Raw genomic sequence first — 24,214 nt, forward strand, 5'->3', positions numbered from 1 at the left:
TGGAAACGGCTCATGTGACGGCTGCACTCGGTTGGGTGGACGCCTACAGCAGGTCCGAACTCTGACTGCGGCCGCTCCGCTCGTTCACCTCGCCATGCTGACGCCGGCAGTCCATCCGAAGCCGGCACCGGCAGCGTCCTCCGACAGCAGCGAGCACGGCCCCGCGTGGCGTGGCGGTACCTGGATGCGGCTGCACAGACGGTTGCGCAACCAGGATCTTGACATCCTTGGCGGTGGTCGAGGATCGAGTGAGTAGACCCAGCCTGCCAAACAACCGCACCATGATCAAATACGTCAGCCGAAACAACACAGTCGGTGAGCATCGCATGGCCGCCTCGATGGCAAAACGGCAGGTCAGCGAACCAAGGTCGAGTTGTGGCCCGGTACAAGGGCGGCCGGCAGGAACCGCCCGGGCGACGCCTTGTGCGTCCACATCGCGCAGCCGACGTGCAGACCTGCCATGGTCGTCAGCTCCTTCCGGATCGGGAAACTTCCCGGGCGACCGTAACGCGCCCGGTGGTGCAAACGACATCCGACCTGGCGGAAATGGCCGGACATCCGGGAGGCAATGCAAATGACCTGGCAGGAAGAGCTCCGTCTACTCGACGAGCAGCTTGCCAGCGGGAAAGTGACGGCCGACGAGTACCGGAAGCGCCGGGACGACATTCTGGCCGGAGCCATTTCGGCTCCGGTCGCCGATGCCTCCGAGTCGGCCGTCAAGGCTCCGGCCGAAGAGCCTGCAACGCCGTACAACGGCTTCGAAATGCCGCTCGCCGGGCACGCGGCGGGTTTCCACGCTGACACCGACGACGGCCAGGACCGGATGGGCATCGTCGCCGACGTCGACATGCTCGCCGACCTCGTCGCTTCGCGCCTGATCGCGCCGCCGTTGTCCATCGGCCTCTTCGGGAACTGGGGCACCGGCAAGAGCTTCTTCATGCGCAGCATGCAAAGCCGGATCCGGGCAACGGCGAAGGCCGCGGAACGCGCCGAACGCGCCGCGGGACGTCGTGGGCCGGAAATCTCCACCTTCTGCTCGTCCGTCCGGCAGATCACCTTCAACGCATGGCACTACGCCGAGGCGAACCTCTGGGCGAGCCTCGCGACGCAGATCTTCGACAACATCGCCGCCAACGGCTCGGAGGACGACCTGAGCCGCCGCGCCGACGAGCTCGCCGAGTTGCGCCGCACCGAGCCCTCCCTGCTGACGCAGCTCAGCACCGTGCGCTTGGAGCGCATGCTCGTTGCGGCGAGGCACGAACGTGCCCCCGTCCGGCTGGGCCTCACCGCCGACGACTTCGCGTGGATCGCCCGGGAAACCGGGGTCGAGACCGCCACCACCGACCAGATCCGGGAGTTCGCCGGCGAGGCGGCCGACGCCACGACCGAATTCCGGCGCGGGTGGCAACTGCTGCGCGGCAACGTCCGCGCCTGGGCGACGCTCACCGTCGGTTTGGCGTTCGCGGTGGTGCTGGCCGTGGTGGTCCGTGGACCGCTGTGGCCGGCCGTCGTCAGCGCTGTTTCGGTGCTCGCCGCGGCCACCCCGACCATCGCCACCGTCCGGAAGGCGGTCCGGCGGATCAGGGACGCGGCGGACCGCGCCGACCAGGCGACCGACCAGCGGCTCGCCGAGCTCGACGCGGAAGCCGACCGCCTCGAGCGGGCTGTCGGCGACCTCGCGCCCGGGCGCGACGCGACCGCGTTCGCCAAGTCCCGCTACGCCAGCGACGACTACCGGCAGCACCTCGGCATCGTCTCCCTCCTGCGGCGCGACCTGGAGACGTTCGCCGCGATCCTCGCCCGGGAGGACGGCGGTGGCCTGGAGCGGGTCGTGCTGTACATCGACGACCTCGACCGCTGCCCCAGCGACGTGGTCGTGAAGGTGCTGGAAGCGATCCACCTGCTGGTCGCGCTGCCGGTGTTCGTCGTGGTCGTCGGCGTCGACCCCCGCTGGCTGCGGAAGGCGATCGCCACCCACTACGCGGACCTGCTCACAGACCTGGCTCCCGAGCAGTACCTGGAGAAGATCTTCCAGGTGCCGTTCCAGCTGTCCGCCATGAACGAGGATGCCTACCGCGGCCTGATCCGCAGCATGGCACCCACCCGCCCGCGGTCACCCACGACCCAGAACACCTTGGACGCCCCGGTGGCGGAGCTCCCGCCGACGGCCAGGCCGGACACGTCGGAAGTTGACGTGCGCCCGCAACAGCTGGACCTGTCCAGTGCCGAAGTGGACTTCCTGTGCGGAGTCGGGAAGCTGGTACCCACACCCCGCACCGCGAAGCGCCTCCTCAACCTTTACCGGCTCATCCGTTCGCGGCTGACCAACGTCGAGCTGTCCGAATTCGTCGACGGCGACGCGGAGCCGGCCAAAGCCGTCATCGTCCTGCTCGCCCTGCACGCCGCCGACGCCCACACGGCGGCGGAGTTGTTCGCTTCTGTGGAGCATCTCGAGTTGAAGTCGTGGGACGAAGCGGTGGCGCACGACTGGCCAGACCCGAAGATCGCTGAGATAGCCGCAGCGGTCCGCGGAATCGACGAGCTCCCGCAGCAGATGAGCCGTTACCTCGACTGGCTGCCCCTGGCCCGCCGGTTCTCCTTCGACGACTGACATCCGGCCACGGGCAGCCCGAAGTTGCCAGAGGTCGGTCGACGGATACCAGACCACGGCGGATGGTGGTCCTTGGGCCCGTCATGGGCAACGATGTGTCTGAACGTCTTCAGTTGCACAGCCGTGGGCGCTTGACGTACGCCGAGTGCCCCAGCAGCACCGAACTCCGCTGTGGTCTCATGACGTCATGAGCCGGTCTCCGCGTGGTCCGTGGGAAGTCCCGAACTCACCCACCACGATGACAATCCCTGAACGGAACGAGTCACCTCGTGACTCGTTCCGACACCCATCGCCAACCTATCGGTGACCAGGCTTGGACGGAGGGAACGACCCGGCAATGACGACGATCCCGATCAAGTCTCTACACCAGGGCAACCTTGACACACAACGTAGTGGCCTGGACGAATCGCGGATTCAGTACTTCCTCGACCACCCCACTGAGATCGAGGGCATCCTCGTCTATGAGGCACCGAGCGACGGGGAGCGAGTCACGGTCAACGGGCATCACCGTGTCGAAGCCGCTCGACGCCTTGGTCGGACCGCAATCGAGGCCGAACTTCGTCCGGGAACGCGGACGGACGCGCTGGCGTACATGGATATGAAGCGTAAGCCTTGGTCAGAAATCGAGGCGGCAAACCGCGAACAGTGACGCTATCTCGTGCCCGTTGGCGCACCAACCAGCTACCATGGGGCAATGATGTGTCCGAGACGATCTTGCTCACTAGCTACACGCATCAGGCTGTCTGCCTAAGGTGCGCTCAGCGACGGTCTGACACGCAGCATCTCGGCCGCCCCGAGGCTTGAGACGAACTACTAGTCATTCACCACTAGAGAGCTCATGCTGCGGTTACGATGAGCAGATATACGCAGTGCGGCCTTCACGGCCTTCATTGCCAGGTCCACTCTTGGTGCTTCACCGCCCCTCATGACCATCAAAACCGTTAATGCGGCGCGCGTTCAGCACTTTGCAATCGTGCCTACTGAATGGATGTACGTGCGCCCCCCAACCGCCTCCCAACGTCATTGATCATCAACTGGCAAACATCCATTAATTCTGTCACGTAATCCCGGATCTCGGCAGCATCTCGACGACGCTGAATGTCACTTTTGGAATCGTCGCTACTACGATCCCAAGGTCGCAAGATATCCAAGTCGTGCGCAACTTGATTCCGCGCAACGAACGCCTTTTCAAGCATTGAAGACTTTGTCTTAGTGGCCTTTATTCGCTTCCTTATTGCTGGTTCCGTTACGCCCAGAGCTCCCGCAATTTCCTCTAGCCTTTGCGTGGATTGGGCACTACCAGCGGTCAGCGATTGCACCCAATTTTCAGCAAAGACTTCACGCGGAGAAGCTCCAGAGCCCAGGAGGAACTTCACCAGTGCAACTGGACTTACGCCAACTCCTCCCGAATCAGAGATCGCGGCTTCTGCAAAGATGGATAGTTTTACTTGGACCACTTCGTCTACCTTTGCCAACGCAGGCAATGCGTCAGCTACTAGAGCTTTCAGAGCTCGGTCCAGCCCAGCGCCGGCAAACATTATAGCAGCGCGATAGAGGTCTTCAGAATGCGGATGCGAATCCGCGCGATCGAACTCTTGTAAGCCAAACCTAAGAAGCCGATCGATTGCATTAGCATAAATTAGCATATGGTCCGATGCATTCTCTGCAGCACTCTTGGCATTCTGAGCCTCGACGCATTCCACCGGCATGTTTGAGATTTGACCTACGAGCTTACTTCGCAGATCGACGGGCATACCTTCGGACAAGAAGTTATGAGCCGCCAAGTGCAATTCATGGTCGCTGAGAGTTGCCACACATACACGCTACTGCCACCCTCCCCCTACCGCAAGTCCTAGTTAGGATAGACGCTAGACTGCCAGGCAACTAGACTCGCCATACTGATCTGAATAGCCACAACAACAAGGAGACACACTTCGTGAACAAGGGCCTCGCCGATCAGTTCTCGCATCTTATTCCGCCGACAGTTGCAGATCAAGAGAGGGCCATATCAGAAGGAATGATTGCCGTAGACACGGATGTCCTTCTAACTCTCTACCTCTACAGCTCGAATGCACGCGAGCATCTCATGTCAGCACTCGCCAATGTGAGCGGCAGACTTTGGCTTTCCCACCAAGCAGCACTAGAATTCCACCGACACCGACTGCTGATCATCGATGATCGTGGTCGTTCTTATAATGACGCAATGACAGCCCTGAAGGCGTACGACGCAGCAACTCAGCGCGCAACTGATCAGATTCGAGCATTTGCCAATCGAATTGGAATGGCGACCGAAGACAAAGACCGACTAGTTGGATTTCTGACTCCAGACATCGACTCCGCCAATCAAATGATCAGAGATCTTGAATCCGAACGAGAAGACTTTGATCCAACTACCGGAGATCCAATCCTTCGCCGACTTGAGTCAATTTTTTCGGGAAGAGTTGGGGAACCTTACGATGCAGATTCTCACGAACAAGCTATCAACGAAGCAAAACGACGGATCGACAACCGAATTCCACCTGGCTATAGTGCGGCCGCCAAAGATGATGCGACGGGGGACTACTTACAGTGGGATCAGACTCTCAACGAGGCCGCCACCCAAAAGCCGAGGTACCTGCTACTTGTGACCGGAAGCCTAAAAGTTGATTGGGTCCTCCGAGTGCGTGGACGTACACTTGGACCACGGCCGGAGCTTGCACTAGAGGCGCAGCAGCGCGCCGACTGCAAGCTTGTAATAATAAATATAAGTCAGTTTCTTGTACTGGTAAGCAATTACTCACATACTCAGGTCAGCAATGCAACATTAGAAGAGGGTGCGCGTATTGCGGAATCAGTTCAGGAACTTCGAAAGAGACTTGGGTAGATTTATAGCAATCGGACACGTAGGCGTGTAACGATTTTGTCAGCCGTACAATTGCAAGTCGCTCTTGCCGGCGACACCCGGCCCCTCAGCTCGTCATGAGAGGAAGTCGAAGGTGTTTGCATACCAGCGCGCTAGATTAGTGATCGTATAGGCTGCGCCTCCAAATTCATTTACGCTTGCGTAGCCATACCTTTTCGCCCTGTGATGAACACCGAGCCCCTGAAACGCCATGGGCATCATCTTAACAGCTAGAATATCCGACCGGCCAGCTTCAACAAACCAGCCTCCGTCGATCGGAAAGAACTTGTCGAAAGCAGCCAAGGCACTGGGTATCTCATCGCGCGGAACACCACTAAAAGATGACATCCACTTATACTCATCGTCGAGTTTATGAGTAAGATAGAAGCCACCCCACCCCCACAATAAGTGCTGCCAGAGAACTGGGTACCTGAAATAGGTCTTCCTCTTCCGCAACCAGGCTATTCCATCACAGAAGGATGACGGCAATGAATCGTACGTCGCATCCGATAGGCCCAATTCGCCTTCCAGCATCAGAAGATTAACCGCACCGCGCAGTATCGCAAGCCGGGCTCGATGTTCCGCATATAGAGACGTTTGAAGAAGGACCGGACTACCTTCCAGCAACACTCGTCTAATCAACACGCTCGGCCCGCTAACATCGAAAGCGTCAAACGGTTCACCCTCTAGCTCGCGAGCACAAGCCAGCGAGAGTTTGGGGTGTGATTTGTACGCCTCATACAGCAATGCCACAGTATCCAAGGCTGTCTGCGCAAAAAATACGCCGTTGCTCACGAGTCGGTGGTAGTTGACGATCTCCCTGGGACCCTCCTTGTCGCCGTTTGATTTCATGAACGCCATCAACTTGGAGGTCATTCTCCGCTCAATCATATTCGAGTATCGCCATAGTGCAACATCACCGTTGCCAGATGGCATTCCAAGTCCCGCGTCCTTGAATATCTCAATGGCGGCAGAGAAGTCGCCCAAGTCGACAAATTTGACGTTAAGTGGGTCGAACCGTGCTCGAACTTGCTCAACATCCTTGCTTCCATTCTTGACGAAAAAAGCACCTTGTCGCTGCCCCAGGTAACGCATCCATCCAACTACCTTGAATATGTCGGGATACCCCCATTTTCCACCTTTAGCCTCTACGATCATCGATTCTGCACCGGCAGACGAGTAGTATGTGGCCACTATGTCGAGTTCTAACACTTCATCGGGCGCTCGTTCTACAATGTTCTTCTCCACGAAGTAGCCCGAAGCCTGAAATAACGCTGCAACGTAGTCTTCCAGCTCTGCCCCAACCCCTGGAATTTGGGGAAGAGTGATCGTCTTCGCAGCCACTACCCGCTCCCGCCCGTTCGGCCGAAATGAGTTACTCACTCGGGGTCGCATCTAGTTAAGGCGACGTTACAGACTATACTGAAGCGTTACACCATTGCGGCCGACCGTATACCATCGGGGCAAACTTTGTGGCCCGCCAGGAAAGTTGCGACGTGGTATCGCAAACACGCGAAGAATCGAGAGGGTCTGCGAAGAGCCGAGTAGCTTCTGCCTAAATGTTATGGGCAGCCCTGACGGAGCTCGACGTCTCAGCGTTTTCCGTAGTTTGGGCACCGCCGGTGAGTTGTTGGCCGACTAGCGCATCTTGGCGTGCGCCGCGGTCGGCCTGGCACAGCAAACGACGTGGCCCGCGTCCGCGCTTCTCGACGGCGTCGCCGGTCATGACCGAGGTACCCGAGCCGGATCGCATCGCCGAGCGCGGTGGGCGCGTTGGCCACACGCGGGGGCGTCGTATACGGCTGGGCGCTCTCATCCCCCGGACGCGGCAGCGTCATGCCACGACCGTGCAAACCGGTCGCGCCACCCCACGAACCTCGCATTCGTGACTCTTCTCGTGACGAAGACCCCTGCAGCTTACCTTCCTGTCACGTAAGTGGTCACAGAAGTCGACTGTCACAACTTGGCTCGCAAGCCGTCACACGGGCTGTGACGGCTCAAAAGGACGGTCTACCTGCTAATACCTTGCTTGGGCCAGCTGGGACGGTTCATCGCGGGATCCGTCACGGAGCTTCCAAGCTGCCGTGTGGAGCCGACTTCGAATCGGCGGCGGACGCCGTCACAACGAGCTGGATAGCGGAGGGGCAGGAACTCAGAGGCGACGCGGCCGGTCTTGCCGGAGTGGAATCCCCTGCTCACGTCGATAGATGACGTCGCAGCGTTCGCACTGTCGCGGAATTCGGCGGCTTCGGCGCTCGCCGGATGGTTCGAACACCACGGCGCCGGAGGCCCCGCAGAGCATCGTGATCACCTGTCCGGGTGCGGGGATCTCCGTCAGGCGGGTTCGATGCCACTCCCCATCGATTACCGGCTGGATTAACAACGGATCGATGTAGATCGTCGCCGTCACCGCGACGCTCGAATCTGCACAGGTGCGCTCAACGCGGACGTGCCCGCCGACTCATCGAACGCGCGCCGCAGAAGGGCGCTTGTCGTGTCGTGGTAGCGGCTCAGCACCTTCCGGCCCGTCAGGTAAGTGTTGCAGTGGTGGTGCCTGATCACTACCGCGATCGGATGGGATCGATCCTCGAAGAGCGTGAAGGCGCCGATCGACCTCAGCCCGGTCTCCATTGACGGCACGATCCGGACAGTCACGTGCTTGAGCTGCGCCACCGCGCGAAGGTGTTCGATCTGCTCCTCGTGCAGGTCGTCCAAGCCGTAAAGTGCCTGGTCACTAACCAGGAAGACGTAGCGACGGGTCCCCTCGTTCAGGGCCTGCTGGCGGACTTGGCGGCTCAGCAGGTCCATGTCCCTGCGGTCGTCCTGCACCGCGGCCTTGTCGAGCACTCGTTCGGCATACGCCCGCGTCTGGAGAAGATCCGGAATGCACGACGGTGCCCACTCCACGACCCGGGTTGACAGCTGTTCGTACGTCCACAGCAGATGCCCTAGCTGCGGATCAGACTGGTCGACCAGGTTCGCGGCGCCAGCGCACGGGGCGAGCGCCATCACCCGGTCGTACTCTGCCGACTCGACCCGGAGGTATCCGAGGATCCAGGCCACGGCCGTCGGCGGCGCGACTTTGATGCCCAGTTCCCAGGCCGAGAGCGTTGCGGGATGAACACCGATCTTCTCGGCCAGCCTCCGCAGGCCGATTCCGTGGCGCTTGCGGGCGTCGCGCAGGCTGCTGCTGACGGCAACGGTCGCGGGCGGACGGATGATCGGCTTGGGCATCTTCGGGTCCTTGCTGAGGGCTGTTGGTGGCGGGAACGCGCACGTGGCTGCGGATTGAGGACGGCGGTTGGGTGGCTTGCTGTCAGGGCGGGCTCTCGGCGGGGAGTGCAGCTCTCACCTCGGCGACCAGAGCGCCGGCTGTTGCCGCGACCGTCTTCAGAGCGCCGATATGGTCCAACAGCCGGTTCAGACCCAGCGAGGTCAGGCGGAGTTCGCGGGGTTCGGCACGGCACTGGAGGTAGCCAGCCGCGCGCAGGAACTCGACGTGCAGGTCCAGGTCGGGCGTGGGAAGTCCCAAAGCTTGCTGGACGGCGAGTTGCCGACGCCAGCTGGTGTCGGCCAGCAGGCAGGTGATGAACAGGCGGACCGGCTGGAGCAACAGCGCGTCGAGGTCCGTTCGCGATGTGGGCGAGATCGGCGTCATCGTCGCCTCACCGCGACGCGCGCGGAGGTGTTCACGAGTTCACGACACGTCGGACATGAACGGTCGGCCGGTGCCAGGCAGGAGTGAATCAGTACCTCGTGGCCGCAGAGAGAGTGGTACCGGCCTTCCTGGAGGCGGATGCCGCGCAGGAACTCGTCGTCCGTGACCGCGTGCGTCAGTCCGTCGAGCACGCACCGGTACCAGCTGATGTAGAGCGCTGAGTGCACCGACCTGCAGCTAGTGCCTGTCACGTCCCCTCCCTTCGACCTCGCGACTGATGAAATCAGTCAAACGGGTGTCAGGTTCCACGACCAGCGCAGCAGTGCGGCAGTTGTGTGGCGCGCATGGCGCGCTAGCCGTTCTGAGCTGCAGTTACTGCTGCTACATTGATCTGGTCACGCAGGGTTGGAGGTTGGTCATGCCCATAGGGCGACGTCGCGATGGGCTGATCTCAGCTCGCAAGGTCGCTGGCTTCACCCAAGAGGGTCTGGCGGACGTGCTGCACGTCGACCGGTCGACCGTTGCTCGCTGGGAGGCGGGCGACTACGTGCCACTCCCCTACCTCTGGCCGAAGCTCGCGAGCGTGCTCGGTCGTTCGCGAGACGAGTTGGAAGCCCTGATCGGCCCGAGCGCTGTCACGCGGGAGTTCAGCCCGGATGACTCGTTCGAGCCGGTGTTCACGTGGCTCGATCGGCACGCCGGGTGGCCGCTGGGGCGAGCCCGTGAACACGTGTACGCGAACGCAGCCGCCTCACCTCGGAACCGGCCGAATCCACCGCGAAGCGTCATCGCGGATGCCCTGGCTGGGTACTACGGGCCGCCGACCAGCGACCACCGGCCATACGCCGCGCGCTGCGGTCCGGTGGAGGTGACCACCAGTGTTCTTACGCGGCCGGCGTGGCTGGATCTCGCCTGCCCGCTGACGGTCACGCGCGAGCACACCGCCTTCGAGAGTGGCGGCGCGCGGCCACAGGCGGCGGTCGACGAGCGAGCTGCGGTGCAGCGTCTCGCGGACGCAACTGCGTCCGGCATACGGATCACCGACGTTCCCCTGTACCGGCTGCTCGAGGTCGACCCGCAGCCCGGAGCACTGCGGGCGAAGGTCGGGATCGCGTCGTTCCTTGAATACGCCCTCGGTGTCGACCTGCTGGAACGCGAGTTGATCGAGCACTTGGCGAGCGGTCGCACCGCGCGTCCAAGACACATGCCGCTCCGGGACCGGCAGCTGCCGGACGTGGCTGCTGTACTCGACCTGCCCGGCCGCCTCTGCGCGGGTGGAGTGCTCGCGTTGACAGCGATCGCACGGCCGGCGGACTCGTTTCGTGGTGACGCTGACTTCGTGCTGCTGGTTCAGAAGAGATCCGCGCAGGTCGTGAACACAGCCGGCCGTCTGTCGGTGATCCCGAAGAGCTTCCATGGGCCGCTCGCGGACCGGCGAGCGGACGCCCGGATCGGCGTCACGCTGCGCCGTGAGATCGAGGAAGAGTTGTTCGGCAGGACGGATGTCGACCGGTCCGCCGGAGATCTCAGGGTCGCCGATCCCATGCACCCGACCAGGCTGTCCGCTCCGATGCGGTGGTTGACCGAGCAGCCCGGCCGGCTGCGGATGGAGTGCACCGGGTTCGGGCTCAACCTGGTGAGCGGGAACTACGAGTTCGCCAGCCTGGTCGCGATCGAGGATGAGGGGTTCTGGCCGCGGTTCGGTGGCGACGTTGAGGCGAACTGGGAGGCAGCTGGCCTGCAGCAGTATTCGACGCTCGACGGCGCCTTGGTCACCGAACTGATCGGTGACGAAAACTGGAGCAACGAAGGACTGTTCGCGTTTCTCCAGGGGTTACGTCGGCTCGCCGAGATCGGCGGTGATCGGGTGAAGATTCCCGCCGTCGAATTAAGTTGCTGAGGGCCAGCGAACGGTCAGGACGACCGAATCCGCCAACGCTTCCCAAGAATGGTCGATGCCCGGTCCCCACATCACGTAGTCACCCTGGCGCGTCATAATCTTGCCACCGCCGGTGACCTCTACACGGAACTCGCCGGAGATCAGCATCACCAGCGTTGTTCGGTGGTCGTCGGAGGTCCACTCGGGGCGCTTGTCCCCCGCAGGGTGCCTACCCCACTTGACTTCGACGTCCTTGGAGGCTCGGACGCCCTGCGACGGGTCGATGAAGTGGCCGACCAACCAGCCGCGCGTGTCGGCCGCGTCGTCGTTGGCGTTGCCGGCGGTCCAACCGTCGCTCACTGGCCTATCTCCCATTCGATCGCGGGCAGTTTCACGCGCTCTCCGCCGATTTCCGCAAGGCGTCGAAGACCTTGCGTCATGGCGAACAGTCCTTCGTTGCTCCACGCTACATCACCCAACAACTCGGTGACGAGTTCCGCATCCGTAGTCGAATACTGACGAAGAGTCGCGGATTCCCAGTTTGCTTCGACCACTCCGCCGTAGCGTGTCCAGAATTCTTCGTCGTCGATGACGATGAGGCTGGCGAACTCGTAGTTCCCGCTCACGAGGTTTAAGCCGAAGCCAGTGCACTCCATCCGTAGGCGGCCGGGCTCGTCGAGGAGCCAGCGCATCGGCTCCGTGAGCCTGGTCGGGTGCATCGGGTCCGCGGTAAGCGTGTCGGCGACAGTGTTGTCGGCGTCTGGTCGGCCGAACAGCTCCTCTTCCATCTCTCGGCGCAAGGTGGCGCCGATCTGGGTTTCTCGTCGTACATCGGTGAGCGGCTGGTGGAAGCCCTTCGGGATGACGGCGAGCCGGCGCGTGGCGTTGAGTACGTGGCCGGAGCGTTCCTGGACCAAGAGCACGTAGTCGGCTTCGCCGCGGTAGGGGTCGGCCGGCCGGGCGATGGCCGTCAGGGCCAGGGCTCCGCCTGCGCAGAGTCGGCCGCCGACGTCCAGGACAGCGCCGACGTCTGGGAGGTAGCGATCACGCAGGGGCAGCGACGTCGTGTTGTCGGCCGCGAGCGCGTCGAGCAGCTCGCCTTCAAGCAGGTCCATCGTCAGGGCGTAGTGGACGAAGTGGTCCACGCCGAACGTGCCGCCAAGGTGGCGTTCACGGATGTCCGTGCTCAACAGCCGGTAGAGCGGCGCGTTCATGAGCCGCGTGTTCATGGCCACCGTCTCGGCCAGCCGGCTAATAGTGCTTTGTTAGGTGCTGTTGAGCTGGGGCTTCTGTCTTGGGGTTCGGGTCTGGACGGGTTGTCGGCAGGTGTGGCAGACGCCTGTCCAGGCGGCGAGCAGGGCTTGGAGTTCGCGCAGGACTGCGTAGAGGGTCAGGCCTGCGCAGGGGCTTTTGGGGTGCGGCGGAGCTGGGTGCAGATGGCTTGGGCGACGGCGGCGAGGGTGACGTGGCGGTGCCAGCCGAGCCAGGAGCGGCCTTCGAAGTGGTCCAGGCCGAGGCCGTCTTTGAGTTCGCGGTAGTCGTGTTCGATGCGCCAGCGGAGCTTGGCCAGTCGAACCAGGTCCCGCAGCTTCGTGTCGGCGGGAAGGGTGGAGAGCCAGTAGTCGGTGGGCCCGGGTTCGCCGGGCGGCCACTCGGCCAGCAGCCAGCATTCGGGCAGGCTGCCGTCGATGCCGCGGGGGATGTTGCGGTTGGCCGGGCGGACCCGCAGCGCGAGGAACCGTGATCGCATGCTCGCGGTCGGGTCGCCGGGGGATTTGCGTGACCCGTGTCGCCAGACCACGTACCGGCCCGCCGATCGCCCGGCGGCCACCACGAGGGACTTCAAATCCTGCGGCGGGTCGGGGTAGCGCGGCTGCGGCGGGCGGCCGGTGCCCTTCCATGCCGGCGTGACCGGCACCGCCTCGGCGGGATGGGCGGTCGCGGTCGGGCTGACGGCGAGGGCGTAGGTCAGGCCGCGTTCGGTCAGGCCGAGCCGGAACTCGATGGCGTCGCCGTAGCCCGCGTCGGCCACCACCGGCCGGCCCAGTAGGTCCCATTCGGTGATGATCTCGTCGAGCATTTCCAGCGCCAGCCGCCACTTCTCCCGGTGCCGCACCTCGTCCGGGATCGCGCTGCGGGCCCGTCGCCGCCGGATCTCGGCTGCGGTCTCGCTGTCGGCGGCCTTGGTGTCGTCCCAGGACTCCGGCAGGAACAGCCGCCAGTCGATCGCGGCGGAGGCCCAGTCGGTGACCGCGTGCACGCTGACCCCGATCTGGCAGTTCCCGGTCTTGCCCAATGCGCCGCAGTACATCCGCGCCACACCGGGGGAATCCTTGCCGTCCTTGGGAAACCCGGTGTCATCGATGACCAGCGCGTCGGGGTCGACGAACTCACCGGCCCATCCGGTCAGACGTCGCCGGACTTCGACGTGGTCCCAGGTCGAGGTGGTGACGAACTGCTGCAACTGCTGGTGATCGACGCCAAGCCGTTCGGCCATCGGTTGCATCGACTTGCGTTTGCCGTCCAGCATCAGCCCGCGCAGATACAACTGCCCCTTCGCCCGCTGATCACGCCGCGCGAAACCGCCGAACATCCGCCCGGCGAACTCCTCGATCACCGGACGAACCTCGTCCATCTCCTCCGGAAGCACCCGCACAGGAGATCACATCGACGCCCAACCAGCCACAACGACACACCTAACAAAGCACTACTAACCGCTGCATTCGTCGCGTGCTCGTCGAGCACTTCCCGAGAGTCGGGCCGGGCGCTCGCGATCGTGAGCCCGTCGTGCGGCGGGCGTAGTTCGCACGCCAGGTCGAGCCAATCAGCGCAGGTCAGGATGCTGGTGTTCACGGCCTGGCCACCGCAGCTTCCGGCGTACAAGCCGTGGTCACCGGGGTGCCGGCCGTAGTACGCGGCGAGCGCGTCGGTCACGGCGCGTTGGTCGACCCACGCGCGGCGAGTGGCCCGGGCGTACGCCTCCTGCGCGTCGACGCGCGCGGCCTGCTCGGCGACGGCGCGGCGCGCGGCACCAGGGCTTTGGTAGGCGTGCTGGTCGAGCCATTCGAGAGCTGCACCGATGTGAGGGTCCGCAGCAAGTCGTCGGTCGGCTTCCTTGGTGTCCGGCCTCGTGTGGGCGGCCGGCTCGTCGCCGGTCAGCTCGGCGAAGCGGGCTCGCTCGGCGTCCGATGCCCGTTCATACGCGGTGTCGAGGACCTGCTGCATCTCGGACTGCGGGCGAAGGTCTGGCTTCTGGTGCCAGGACGCGACCGTACGCGCGCCGATTCCGAGCTTCTCGGCGAATTTCTCATTGCTCAGCCGCAACGCGGATTGGAGCGCCGAAGCTGATCGTCCGGTCCAACCGCCTACCCCGCTCATTGCAGCCCCGAAGCGCTCTTGTGCAGCGGATATGCAGTGGTTGCGCACTGCTTCTGCACTGGTTGTGCATGGGATCGGAAGTCGTTTCGGCCTTGAATTCTAGGTATGGAAATCACCTGGTTCACCAGCCCGAATCGCCCTCCGCTATCGCTTCGGCTTCACGTGCTCGACCACGGTCGCGAGGCTCGTTTGGACGTCCTCCAGCCGGTCGGTGATCTCGGCCAGGCGCTGTTCCAGCGCGTCCAGCCGGGACCACAGCTCGTGGCCGTCGTCGGCCGGCTCGTCCGGGTGCGGCGGGGTGCGGTTTTGCAGCACGGCCAACAGGTGCTGTGGGTGCCAGCCGAGCGTGGTCGACAGCGCTTCGAGCGTGCGCGCGCTCCGGCGGCGCTCGACCGTGTGGTGCTGGAGCTCGCGCACGATCGCCTGCGACACGTGCGATCGCTCGGCCAGCTCGCGTTGTCGCCAGCCGAGTTCGTTCACGCGCATGTTGATGGCCTTGGCGACTGCCGCCCAGTCCTCCGTCACGTATTCCTCCGCGCTCCGCCTCAGCGCCGAGATTAGCGGTTCTTCAAGCCTTCACCACGTCGCCTAGCACTTCGTTGGCGGCGCGTCGGACAAACGCGCCCGTCGAAGAGCTGAAATCAACAATATAGTCTTGAAATCATCAGATTGGTCTTTCTCATGAACTCGCACATCACCTTTCACACCATTCGAGAAGCGGCCTGGCTGCTCGGCGTCTCCCGCGCTGCGGTGAGCCGGGCGATCCGGACGCGCGAGCTGCGCGCCACCCGGTGCCGTTCCGGGCTTCGTGTGTCGTCGACCGAGCTGGCCCGTCTGCTCGGGTCGCGTCAGGCCGGAGGTGCCGCGTGAGCGCCGACGAACTGCGCCTGATCGGGATTGCGTGGCGGCTGGATCGGCTGCGCTGGGTTCCGACCCAAGCCCTGACCGACGTCGTCACCAGCGAAGGAATCTGCATGTGGCCCCCGCCGGACGACGGGCCACCCGACGCTGACAGCGACGGCGAGCTGGCCGAGCGGCTGTGCGGCGGGTGCCCTGTCCGGGACGAGTGCCTGGAATTGGAGTTGCGGACGGCCGGCGTCGACACGGTCGGCGTCTGGGGCGGGATGACCGACGACGACCGGCGCGCGCTGTACCCGCTCTGGTTGCGGCGTGGCGAGCGGACCGATCGGGGTGCGCGATGAACGGACTCACCGTGACACCCACGCAGATCCTCGCCGGTGTCGGCGTGCTGCTCGTGCTGTTCTGGGTCTGGCGGGTGGGTTCCCGCCGGGCGAAGGCCGCTGCCGAGGCTGCTCGGAGCGGGGCGCGGCTCGTGTCGCTGGTCGGGCGGGTGCTGTTCAACGCCGGGCTGATTGTCGCCGTCCAATGGGTGGTGATCGCTCACCCGCGTAGCCCGTGGCTGTTGTTCGCCGTACTCGGGTTGCCGGCGCTGTTCGCGTCCTACGCGCTGACCCGCGCAATGACGGTGACCACCGTCGACACGTCGAAGCGGGGTGGTCGGCGATGAACCGGGCGCAACGGCTCGCGCAGGACGCCGCCGAAGCCGCAGAGGTACGCGCCTACCAGTCCGATCCGGACGTCGTGGCGCTGCGAATCGAACGCGTGCGGCGGCAGGTCGACTGGATGTGCTGGTCCGGGATCGTGCTCGGGCTGGCGTTCACGATGACCAACGTTCAAGGGTTCGCGTCGGCCGGGACACGGCCGGGGTCGCTGCCGTGGCTGGCCGCGTGGGTGCTGGACCCGACCGTCTCGCTCGTACTGCTCGCGATCCTGCGGGCCGAGCAGGTCACCGCGCGGTACCAGGTCCGGACAGGCGTCTGGGTGCGGCGGGCGAAGTGGTTCACGCTCGCGGCCACGTACGTCATGAACACCTGGACGTCGTTCGCGGCCGGGGAGGCTGCCGCCATCGTGCTGCACTCGGTGCCGCCGCTCGTCGTGTTCGTCGCCGTCGAGGCGATTACCGACCTGCGGGACAAGCTCACCGATGCCGTGCTGGTCGCGGCTGAACGGCACGCCAGCCCTGAGGCGCCTGCGAAGGCTGAGCGGCGCGTGCTGTTCGCCGATTACCTCGCTATCGCTCGGGAGAGCTGGACGCCGGACGTCGAGATCACGCCGGCGTGGGTGCGGCGGGCTACCGGGTGCTCGCGTGGCCTGTCGCCTCGGTTGGCGCGGGCGCTGCGGGCGGAGGTGGCCAATGGCTGACTCATTGCCGGTCAAGGCCGATCCCGTGTTCGACGGCGAACTGATCGACGACACGTTGCCCCAACCGCGTCGGCGGGAGTCGAAGACGAACCGCTTCGTTCGATGGTGTCGGCACTCGCCGAGGGTGCCGTTGTGGCTGAAGAGCAAGCCGCAGGCTGTTCAAGCGGGCAAAGACGCCGTCGTCGGGCTGGTGAAGTCGCCGTGGCGGTACGTCGGCGCGGTTGTTCGCGGGCTGGTCGTCGGGGTGCGGTGGTGGCGTGGGTGGGTCACCGTCCGGGACTACCGGACGGCGGCCGAGGAGTCGGAGAAGCTCGCCGACAAGTTCACAGAGATTCGGGCGCTCACCCTGTTCCGCTGGAAGGTGACCGGTGCCGTCCTGGTCGTCGCAGCCGTCGCAGTGGCCATCGTTGACCTCGTGTACGGCACCGATCCTCTGTGGATCGGCGGGGCCGCCGCCTCCGTGGCTCTCGCGATCCTCGGACGCAAGAAGGACGGCAGTCCTGGTCGCAAGCCGGCGCTTGCCGGGCCGCGGACGCTGACCTGGACCATGGACCCGCAGGTACTGGTGGACGCGTTCCGGGACGCGAAGCTGATCGGCAAGGACGAGGCATTGCGGCTCGTCGATCGCGCGACGCGTGTCGGCGACGGCTGGGCGGTCACCGTCGATCTTCCAGCCACCCGCAAGGCGGCCGACGTGGTGAAGAACCGGGATGCACTCGCGTCGGCGCTTGCCGTCGATGAGGTCCAGTTGATCGTCGAACGGGTCCGCGGCAACGGTGGGCATGCCGGACGGGTGTCGATGTGGGTGGCTGATGAGGACCCGTACGCCTCATCGCCGTTGCGGACGCCGCTACTCGGCGTGGCGCAGTGGGATGCGTGGCGGCCGATCCCGTTCGGACGGGATGCTCGGGACCGGCGGATTGACCTGCCGCTGGTGTGGACGTCCCTGCTGGTCGGTGCCATCCCCCGGCAGGGCAAGACCTTCGCCGCCCGGCTCGCGGCGGCCGGGCTCATCCTGGACGCCTGGGTACGGCTATACGTGGCGGATTTCAAGGCCGGGAAGGACTGGGACGCGGCCGGCCTGGTGGCGCACCGGTTCATGTCCGGCGACGAGCCCGAACACGTCCTGGCGCTCGTGGACTGGTTGATCGAGCTGGTCGGCGAGGTTCAGTCGCGCTTCCGGCGGATGCGCGACCTGGACGACCTCACGTGTCCAGAGTCGAAGGTGACGCCGGAGATGTCCCGCGACAAGGCGCTGAACATGCCGATCACCGCGATCTTCATCGATGAGGTCCAGGTTCCGTTGGAGGATCGCACGCCCGTTGACGTGCAAGGAAAGAAGCTCACCGCTGGTGAGTACGTCGGCGAGTTGCTGACGTGGCTGGCGAAGAAAGGGCCAGCCGCTGGGATCGTGCTCGTGCTGGCGACGCAACGGCCGGACTCGAAGACGATCCCGTCCGGGCTGCGTGCAGTTCTCGGATCGCGGTTCGCCCTGCGGGTGATGGACTGGCGCGACTCGAACATCGTGCTCGGCGAACAGATGAACACGCGAGGGTTCGACTCCAGCCGGCTGCTGCCCTCGCACAAGGGTGTGGGCATCCTGCGGCCGGATGGCGACACGTCAGCGGGCGCCGATGTGTTGGCCATGACGGTTCGGACCTACTACATGCCGAACGAGGACTGGCGGACCATCTGCGAGCAGGGCCGGACGCTGCGCGAGGCGGCCGGGACACTCACCGGCCACGCGGCCGGGCAAGACACCATGCCGGTGCTCGACCACGCGGCCGCGGTCAAGGCAATCGGTGCAGGTCAGGCAGCTAAGTCGCCTGGTGAACTACCCGAGGTGCTCGCATCGCTCGTCGAGTACCTGGGAGACGATCTCGGGCCGGACGGCAGGGACTTCGTGCCGACGGCCGAGTTGCTGGACGTCTTGGAGGTCGACTCGCGGACATTCGCGCAGCAGATGGCCGAGGTGGGATGCCGGCCGACACGAGACCGCGTTACCAGCGAAGACGGCGAGACCCGGCAGGTCCGCGGGTATCGGACGGCTGAAATTAGGAGTGCGGTCAGCCGGGCGACCACGGGCGCCAGCACGGCAGACGAGGACGGGCAGCGATGAACGCCGACCGTTCCGAAGATCCGCAGATCCGGGTTATCCTACCTGCGGGATTGCCTGAGCTGACGCCTGCCGTCGCGCGTGCACTGCTGGCCGTTCTGATCGAGGTTACTGAGGTGCCGGCGCTGGACGCTCCGGCCGAGGAGGTGAATCGTGGCAGCTGAAATCATCAGCGACCCGTGGGCGACACTGGATGACATTCTGGGGCTTGAGGTCGCCGACGTGGCGGACGACGGGATCGGGGCGTTGGCGGCCTACGGTCGGTGCTCGACCGAGGACAACCAGGACCCGGAGACCTCGCGCGGCTGGCAGTTCGGGAACGCTCGCAAGTTCGTCGAGCCGCTCGGCGGGCAGATCGTGGCGGAGTTCTTCGACATCGGGCAGTCGCGCTCCGTCCCGTGGGAACGGCGAACCGAGGGCGCGCGGCTGCTCACCGAGTTGAAGAATCCGCGCCGCGGATGGGACGCGATCGTCGTCGGCGAGGGCACGCGGTGTTGGTTCGGCAACCAGTTCTCGCTCATCGCGCCAAAGTTCGCTGCCTACGGTGTCGATCTGTGGGTGCCGGAACTGGGCGGGAAGTACGACCCGCGGAACCCGTCCCACAAGATGCTCATGAGCGTGCTCGGCGGAATGAGCGAGTCCGAACGCCAGCACGTTCAGGCTCGCGTCCGTGCGGCGATGGACGCGCAGGTGATCAATGAAGGACGGCACCAGGGTGGCCGGGCGCCGTACGGGTACGTCGTCGTCGACAGTGGTCCTCATCCGAACCCGCGGAAAGCTGCGGAAGGGTTCAAGCTGCGAGTGTTGGCGCTCGACGAGTCGACGGCGGACGTGGTGCGGCGAATCTTCGCCGAGTACCTGGACGGCAACGGCGATCGAGCGATCGCCAACTTGCTCAACCGTGACGGCATTCCTTGCCCGTCAGCGCACCGGCGAGATCAGAACCGGCACCGGCTTGCCGACGGCTGGCAAGGCAGCTCGGTACGAGCGATCCTCGATAACCCGCGATACACCGGCTACGCCATCTTCGGACGCTGGACGAAACACGAGACGTTGCTTGCCCCGGAGGACGTTGCCGCTGGCCACGTCGTGCGCTTCAAGCGCGCCACGCCCGACCGGATTGTTAGGTCGCGCGAACAGGCACATTCGGCGATCGTGTCCGTAGAAACGTTCACGCAGGCGCAGCTTTTGCGCCGGTCGAAGTCGGCGGGCGGATTGAAGACGGCGCGCAAGGCAGAGCGAGGCGCCCGAAACACCGCCCGGTCGTATCTGCTGCGCGGACTGGTCCGATGCGGAGTCTGCGGCCGGAAGATGCAGGGCGCCACTATCCGGAAGGGCGCCTACTACCGCTGTACCTCGCGGACTATGGCGCCGGGCTCGCAGAAGCTGGAAGATCACCCGAAGACGGTCAACCTCCGCGAAGGCGTGGTTGTCGAGGCGATCAACGGATGGCTTCATGAGCTGTTCCACCCGGATAACCGCGACCGGACGGCGGCCGCGCTGCTTGGGTCGGACGGCAGTCAGGCCAACGGTGGTCCGCTGGAAGCGGCGCGAAACCGGCTGGCGGATGCTGAAGCGCGGCTACAGCGGTATCAGGCAGCGATCGCGGCCGGCGTCGAGCCCGAAGCACTCGTCGACCCAATGAACCAGGCACAGGCTGAACGAGCCGCTGCGAAAGCGCAGTTAGAGAGCGTTCCGGCCGACTCGAGGGTAAGCCGCGCCGAGATCTACGCGAGGATCGATACTCTCGGCGACGTCTGCGGGACCTTGGCCGACGCGACCACGGCAGGCATGAGCCGCCTGTACCGCGCGCTGAACCTAGAGCTACGCTACGAACCAAAAGAGCTGGCCGTCTATGCGACGACCAGCCCGGGTGTAGATAGTGCGTGTGTCCGAGGGGGGACTCGAACACATGTTCGTAGCATCCCTGCTCAGGATGCGTGTTCATGCGACAGATCATAGCTGCGCGCCGTTGTCCAACGCCAGCCGACGTTCGTCTATCTTTGCTGGTCAGGCTGCCCGTACCATCTGGCCCATCGCCTCATGTAATGACCCGATCATCGGCGACGACCGGACCGGGGCCTTCCGCGGCGGCAGCACCGCGGCCCCAACGCCTGGCGCACCGTCCTGAGGTGCACCCCGCATGCCGCTCAGCCAGCGCCCGAACCGAGAGCCCCTCGACCCGGCATCCCGCCGGATCAGCGCGAACAACTCCACCCTGGACCCATCCCGGCTCCCAAGCCGGCTCATTTGGGCGGCCACCCAACGCCGCGTTGACCGGTCGGGCCACCGCGCCGAATGGGTCGTGACCCCCGCCGACACGTGCAGACCGCCACGTCACCTCGACGGCCTCCGCCCGGCATGTCCCCGCGACGGGCTACTGTCTAGGCTTCATCTGGACACTGCCGGGCCACGCGATCGCCAGCAACATCGCCGGACCAGCTGTCGGTGAAGTCACCGGGAAATCGGCCGGCGAGCTGCTGACCGCTCGCGGCGTCGGGGTCGCGGCCGCTTTCAGGCCATGGTCGAACGAATTTCCGTGATCAGGGTGTCCAGCGCCTCGCGTTCGGCGAGCGTTGTCTCCGGGTGCCACAGGTCGACCAGCAGACATGTGCGTGGGCGCGTACCGTGATTCCACGCTTCGTGTTCGAACGAGTAGTCGAACAGCAGGCACTGGCCTTCGTCCCATTGCCGGGTCTCACCTGCCACCCTTATCCCGCAGTTCGGCGGAATGTCGATGGCGAAGTGCAGGTTGATGCTGAAGTTCCACAAGTCACAGTGTGGCTTGATCTCCGCGCCGGGCAACAGTGTCGACAGGTGGCTTTCCAACAAAGGGCAGACCAAGTCCGTGGCGACCGCACGGTCGTCGAGCACACGGACCGCCGTCGGGATGACCGCACGCGCGTCGGCCGCCAGCCCGCGATCGCGGTAGAGGTACAACGCCTGCCAGTTTTCCTGACGCGTGAGGTAGTGCTCGTAGTCGGCGAACTTCTCCCTGCGCCGCTGCCAGACTTGCCCGACCTCGTTCTTGATCACGGCGTGGTTGGCCTGGAATGCGTGCACGAGCGGCGCGATCTCCGAGTGCTTGTACGGGTCGTGCCATGGCTTCTGGGTGATCCCGGGGAGCAGCCACCTGGCTCCGGACTGAAGGGGATGACACGATTTCTTGTTGGCATGGAGCATCTCTTCGATCCTGTCGAGGGAGCCGGCGCCGTAGACGTCCCTGATCCTGTCGAAGGCGTCGTCGATCTCCGGTGTCACGTTTCATTCCTTCCGGTTCAGTGGAGTTCGGCGACGACCGACACGACCGCGTCTTTCGTCGACAGGTCGCCGCCGAGGTCCGGAGTGCACCGGCCACTGCGAACGGCCGAGCGCACGGCGACGCGGACCGCTTCGGCTTCGACGGTGTGACCGAGGTGGTCGAGCATCAGCGCGATGGACAGCACGATGCCGAACGGATTCGCGACATTCCGGCCGGCGATGTCCGGTGCGCTTCCGTGCACCGGCTCGAACAGGCCCTTTCCCGTCTCAGGGTTGAGGTTCGCTGACGCAGCCATACCCAGTCCTCCGGCGAGCTGGGCAGTCAGGTCGCTGAGAACGTCGCCGAACAGGTTGTTCGTAACGATCACGTCGAACGCCGTCGGGTCGTGCACGAGCTTCATCGCCGCGGCATCGACGTACAGGTGCGTGCGTTCCAGATCCGGATATGCCGCCGCTTCTTCCGCGTAGCAACGTTGCCACAGCCCGCCGCCGAACGGGATCGCGTTCGCTTTGTCGACCATGCAAACCGACCGGCGGGCGACGGAGAACGCATAGCGCAACACCCTCGAAACGCCGAACCGCGTGCTGATATCGTTGTCCACCGAAACTTCATGCGGCGATGAGTGCCGCAACGTCCCTCCTGATCCCACGTAGATGCCTTCGGTGTTCTCGCGGACCACGACGCAGTCGATCGCTCGCCGGGCCGGATCTCGCAACGGGCTGAGCCGATCGTCGAGCAACACGGCTGGTCTGTGGTTGACGTACAGGTCCAATTCGGACCGGAGGCGTAGCAGAACGCCTCGCGCGTAGGCGGGATCGCCGACCCGGGGGTCACCCACCGCACCCAGTAGGACACAGGTTGCGGCATGCACCCTGGCCATGTCGTCGTCGCTCATCGACACACCGGTCGCCAGGAACCGTTCGGCGTTGACGTGATCGAGGATGTCGACCGAGAACCCGAGGCCCATGGCACCCAAAAGGAACAGCCCCGCCTCGACGACCTCCGGGCCGATCCCGTCGCCGGGGATCACCGCGATCGAGCCGCTCATGACCACCTCCGCGGCGATCGCGCCAGCCTGCGCTCGACCTCGTCGAAGGTCTCGTCAGGACGGTTGAAAGCGATCCGGACGAATCGGGTCCCATCCCGCGGGTCACCGAAGAAAAAGCCACCGGGGACCACCGCCACACCACCACCCGTGACCAACCGCCGGGCGAACTCGTCGGAGCCTTCTTCGGTCACGGCGGTGATGTCGGCCATCAGGTAGCACCCGCCATCCGGCACCGCGCACCGCAACCCGATCCCGGTGAAGATCGCGACGGCACGGTCTCGATGACGTCGCATTTGCTCGGCAGGTCGCCATCGGTCCGTTCCCAGGATCCCGGCCCGGGCGACGGCATGCTGGAACGGTGCCGGCGCACCGGCTGTGGTCGCGATGTGGACTTTCCGCAGCACCGCGGTCAACGCGCTGTTCGCGCGCAGAAATCCCATCCGCCAGCCGCTGATGGCGTGGCTCTTGGACAGGCTGCCGATCACAATGCTGCGCTCGGTCAAGCCCGGCACGTCTGCGACGGACACGTGCGGCTGATCGCCGTAGACGTAGGCGGAGTACACCTCGTCTGCCACTACCGTGACGTTCCACCGCTCGCAGAGGTCCGCGACCGCGTCCAGCTCCTGCCGGCTCAGCACATGCCCAGCCGGGTTGCCCGGGCTGTTGAGCACGATCGCCTTCGTCCGGGGACCGAACGCGGCGGCGAGGGCCTCCAGGTCGACCCCCCAGCCGGATGGCGAGGTGCGCACGAGCCTGGGGCGCCCGCCCGCGAGCGCGATGGCGCCGAGAAAACCCTCATAGCACGGCTCGAGCACGACAACCTCGTCACCGGGGTCCACGACAGACAGCAGGGCAACAGCAAGCCCCTCGGTGCCACCGACCACAACCGTCAGTTCGGTCAACGGGTCTGGGGCGATTCCCGGTGTGCCGAGCGACTCGGCGAGCCGGGTGCGCAGCTCGACGTTGCCATCCGGGTGTTCGTACTGGTTGTGCCCTGCGCGGAGGGCGGCACAGGCGTGCTCGATCAACTCGGGATCGGGCTCGGGCCAGCGGGGAGTGCCCACGGCCAGGTCGACCGCGCCGTGTTCACGGGCGGTGTTCAGCAGGGCGGCCAGGCCGCCGGGCGGCACGTTCCGGCTCCGATCGGCGGCGACCACG

The 24,214-nt window shown here is 64.8% G+C and carries 22 protein-coding genes and 1 pseudogene; 12 read left to right on the forward strand and 11 right to left on the reverse strand.

Translation table 11 applies throughout. The features are described from left to right. Positions 1 to 574 precede the first annotated feature (574 nt). Together QRY02_RS19695 and QRY02_RS19700 are read left to right on the forward strand one after the other, a co-directional pair. Positions 575 to 2,611 carry a P-loop NTPase fold protein gene (locus QRY02_RS19695; RefSeq protein ID WP_285992992.1) on the forward strand — a complete coding sequence of 679 codons (2,037 nt, stop codon included), beginning with the start codon at positions 575 to 577 and terminating at the stop codon, positions 2,609 to 2,611. Positions 2,612 to 2,948: 337 nt separating this feature from the next. Further along, the gene (locus QRY02_RS19700) at positions 2,949 to 3,260 is read left to right on the forward strand and encodes a hypothetical protein (RefSeq protein WP_285992993.1); all 312 of its coding nucleotides are present in this window, start codon (positions 2,949 to 2,951) and stop codon (positions 3,258 to 3,260) included. A 328-nt stretch (positions 3,261 to 3,588) separates the two neighbouring features. Here the strand turns inward: QRY02_RS19700 and QRY02_RS19705 are convergent, their stop codons facing one another. After that, entirely contained in the window at positions 3,589 to 4,425 is an 837-nt protein-coding gene (locus tag QRY02_RS19705) for a hypothetical protein (RefSeq protein WP_285992994.1), read from the reverse strand. Positions 4,426 to 4,547: 122 nt separating this feature from the next. On the opposite strand from QRY02_RS19705, the gene QRY02_RS19710 reads away from it, so the two are divergent. Continuing rightward, positions 4,548 to 5,474 carry a PIN-like domain-containing protein gene (locus QRY02_RS19710; RefSeq protein ID WP_285992995.1) on the forward strand — a complete coding sequence of 309 codons (927 nt, stop codon included), beginning with the start codon at positions 4,548 to 4,550 and terminating at the stop codon, positions 5,472 to 5,474. Positions 5,475 to 5,567: 93 nt separating this feature from the next. On the opposite strand, the gene QRY02_RS19715 is transcribed toward QRY02_RS19710, so the two are convergent. The 3 genes from QRY02_RS19715 to QRY02_RS19725 form a co-directional block, all read right to left on the reverse strand. Next, positions 5,568 to 6,836 carry a PDDEXK family nuclease gene (locus tag QRY02_RS19715; protein WP_285992996.1) on the reverse strand — a complete coding sequence of 423 codons (1,269 nt, stop codon included), beginning with the start codon at positions 6,834 to 6,836 and terminating at the stop codon, positions 5,568 to 5,570. 1,062 nt (positions 6,837 to 7,898) lie between these two features. Beyond that, entirely contained in the window at positions 7,899 to 8,726 is an 828-nt protein-coding gene (locus QRY02_RS19720) for a Scr1 family TA system antitoxin-like transcriptional regulator (RefSeq protein WP_285992997.1), read from the reverse strand. An 82-nt stretch (positions 8,727 to 8,808) separates the two neighbouring features. Then, positions 8,809 to 9,150, reverse strand: coding sequence for a helix-turn-helix domain-containing protein (locus tag QRY02_RS19725; RefSeq protein ID WP_285992998.1), 342 nt, complete (start codon positions 9,148 to 9,150; stop codon positions 8,809 to 8,811). Between the two features lie 418 nt (positions 9,151 to 9,568). Here QRY02_RS19725 and QRY02_RS19730 point away from each other — a divergent pair, with 418 nt between their 5' ends. Next, positions 9,569 to 11,050: a helix-turn-helix transcriptional regulator gene (locus QRY02_RS19730; protein WP_285992999.1), complete on the forward strand. Its 1,482-nt coding sequence runs from the start codon at positions 9,569 to 9,571 to the stop codon at positions 11,048 to 11,050. Here QRY02_RS19730 and QRY02_RS19735 read toward each other — a convergent pair. From QRY02_RS19735 to QRY02_RS19745, 3 genes and pseudogenes are all read right to left on the reverse strand, one after another. Next, positions 11,039 to 11,389: a signal peptidase I gene (locus QRY02_RS19735; protein WP_285993000.1), complete on the reverse strand. Its 351-nt coding sequence runs from the start codon at positions 11,387 to 11,389 to the stop codon at positions 11,039 to 11,041. The two genes, QRY02_RS19730 and QRY02_RS19735, sit on opposite strands and share 12 nt — an antisense overlap. Further along, positions 11,386 to 12,282 (reverse strand): annotated as a pseudogene (locus tag QRY02_RS19740) (transcriptional regulator); the annotation flags it as partial. The pseudogene QRY02_RS19740 and the gene QRY02_RS19735, both read right to left, overlap by 4 nt. 137 nt (positions 12,283 to 12,419) lie before the next feature. Further along, complete coding sequence (locus QRY02_RS19745) at positions 12,420 to 13,679, reverse strand: IS701 family transposase (RefSeq protein ID WP_502874218.1); 1,260 nt, start codon at positions 13,677 to 13,679, stop codon at positions 12,420 to 12,422. Between the two features lie 236 nt (positions 13,680 to 13,915). Between QRY02_RS19745 and QRY02_RS19750 the strand changes: the two genes are divergently transcribed. Continuing rightward, on the forward strand, positions 13,916 to 14,377 hold the full coding sequence (locus QRY02_RS19750) for a hypothetical protein (protein WP_285993002.1): 462 nt from the start codon (positions 13,916 to 13,918) through the stop codon (positions 14,375 to 14,377). Between the two features lie 174 nt (positions 14,378 to 14,551). Here QRY02_RS19750 and QRY02_RS19755 read toward each other — a convergent pair whose 3' ends face one another. Then, positions 14,552 to 14,932: a helix-turn-helix domain-containing protein gene (locus tag QRY02_RS19755; RefSeq protein WP_020640049.1), complete on the reverse strand. Its 381-nt coding sequence runs from the start codon at positions 14,930 to 14,932 to the stop codon at positions 14,552 to 14,554. A gap of 156 nt (positions 14,933 to 15,088) precedes the next feature. Between QRY02_RS19755 and QRY02_RS19760 the strand changes: the two genes are divergently transcribed. The 7 genes from QRY02_RS19760 to QRY02_RS19790 are packed head-to-tail and all read left to right on the forward strand — an operon-like array spanning position 15,089 to position 20,708. Next, the gene (locus QRY02_RS19760) at positions 15,089 to 15,277 is read left to right on the forward strand and encodes a helix-turn-helix domain-containing protein (RefSeq protein ID WP_084093921.1); all 189 of its coding nucleotides are present in this window, start codon (positions 15,089 to 15,091) and stop codon (positions 15,275 to 15,277) included. Beyond that, entirely contained in the window at positions 15,274 to 15,609 is a 336-nt protein-coding gene (locus QRY02_RS19765; protein ID WP_285993003.1) for a WhiB family transcriptional regulator, read from the forward strand. Before QRY02_RS19760 ends, QRY02_RS19765 begins: the two co-directional genes overlap by 4 nt. Continuing rightward, entirely contained in the window at positions 15,606 to 15,935 is a 330-nt protein-coding gene (locus QRY02_RS19770; RefSeq protein ID WP_285993004.1) for a hypothetical protein, read from the forward strand. Before QRY02_RS19765 ends, QRY02_RS19770 begins: the two co-directional genes overlap by 4 nt. Further along, complete coding sequence (locus tag QRY02_RS19775; RefSeq protein ID WP_285993005.1) at positions 15,932 to 16,630, forward strand: hypothetical protein; 699 nt, start codon at positions 15,932 to 15,934, stop codon at positions 16,628 to 16,630. The genes QRY02_RS19770 and QRY02_RS19775 overlap by 4 nt, the downstream gene beginning before the upstream one ends. Further along, positions 16,623 to 18,749 carry an FtsK/SpoIIIE domain-containing protein gene (locus QRY02_RS19780; RefSeq protein WP_285993006.1) on the forward strand — a complete coding sequence of 709 codons (2,127 nt, stop codon included), beginning with the start codon at positions 16,623 to 16,625 and terminating at the stop codon, positions 18,747 to 18,749. Before QRY02_RS19775 ends, QRY02_RS19780 begins: the two co-directional genes overlap by 8 nt. Continuing rightward, positions 18,746 to 18,910: a hypothetical protein gene (locus QRY02_RS19785; RefSeq protein ID WP_285993007.1), complete on the forward strand. Its 165-nt coding sequence runs from the start codon at positions 18,746 to 18,748 to the stop codon at positions 18,908 to 18,910. Before QRY02_RS19780 ends, QRY02_RS19785 begins: the two co-directional genes overlap by 4 nt. Then, the gene (locus tag QRY02_RS19790) at positions 18,900 to 20,708 is read left to right on the forward strand and encodes a recombinase family protein (RefSeq protein ID WP_285993008.1); all 1,809 of its coding nucleotides are present in this window, start codon (positions 18,900 to 18,902) and stop codon (positions 20,706 to 20,708) included. Before QRY02_RS19785 ends, QRY02_RS19790 begins: the two co-directional genes overlap by 11 nt. A 552-nt stretch (positions 20,709 to 21,260) precedes the next feature. On the opposite strand, the gene QRY02_RS19795 is transcribed toward QRY02_RS19790, so the two are convergent. From QRY02_RS19795 to QRY02_RS19805, 3 genes are read right to left on the reverse strand one after another with little or no spacing between them, the layout of a single operon-like run. After that, a complete protein-coding gene (locus QRY02_RS19795; protein WP_285993009.1) occupies positions 21,261 to 22,007 on the reverse strand; it encodes an aspartyl/asparaginyl beta-hydroxylase domain-containing protein in 747 nt (248 codons plus the stop codon). Between the two features lie 17 nt (positions 22,008 to 22,024). Next, a complete protein-coding gene (locus tag QRY02_RS19800; protein ID WP_285993010.1) occupies positions 22,025 to 23,056 on the reverse strand; it encodes an isocitrate/isopropylmalate dehydrogenase family protein in 1,032 nt (343 codons plus the stop codon). Then, positions 23,053 to 24,213 carry a pyridoxal phosphate-dependent aminotransferase gene (locus QRY02_RS19805; RefSeq protein ID WP_285993011.1) on the reverse strand — a complete coding sequence of 387 codons (1,161 nt, stop codon included), beginning with the start codon at positions 24,211 to 24,213 and terminating at the stop codon, positions 23,053 to 23,055. Before QRY02_RS19805 ends, QRY02_RS19800 begins: the two co-directional genes overlap by 4 nt. Between the last annotated feature and the right edge of the window lies 1 nt (position 24,214).

Source organism: Amycolatopsis sp. DG1A-15b, from assembly GCF_030285645.1.
Taxonomy (GTDB): Bacteria; Actinomycetota; Actinomycetes; order Mycobacteriales; family Pseudonocardiaceae; genus Amycolatopsis.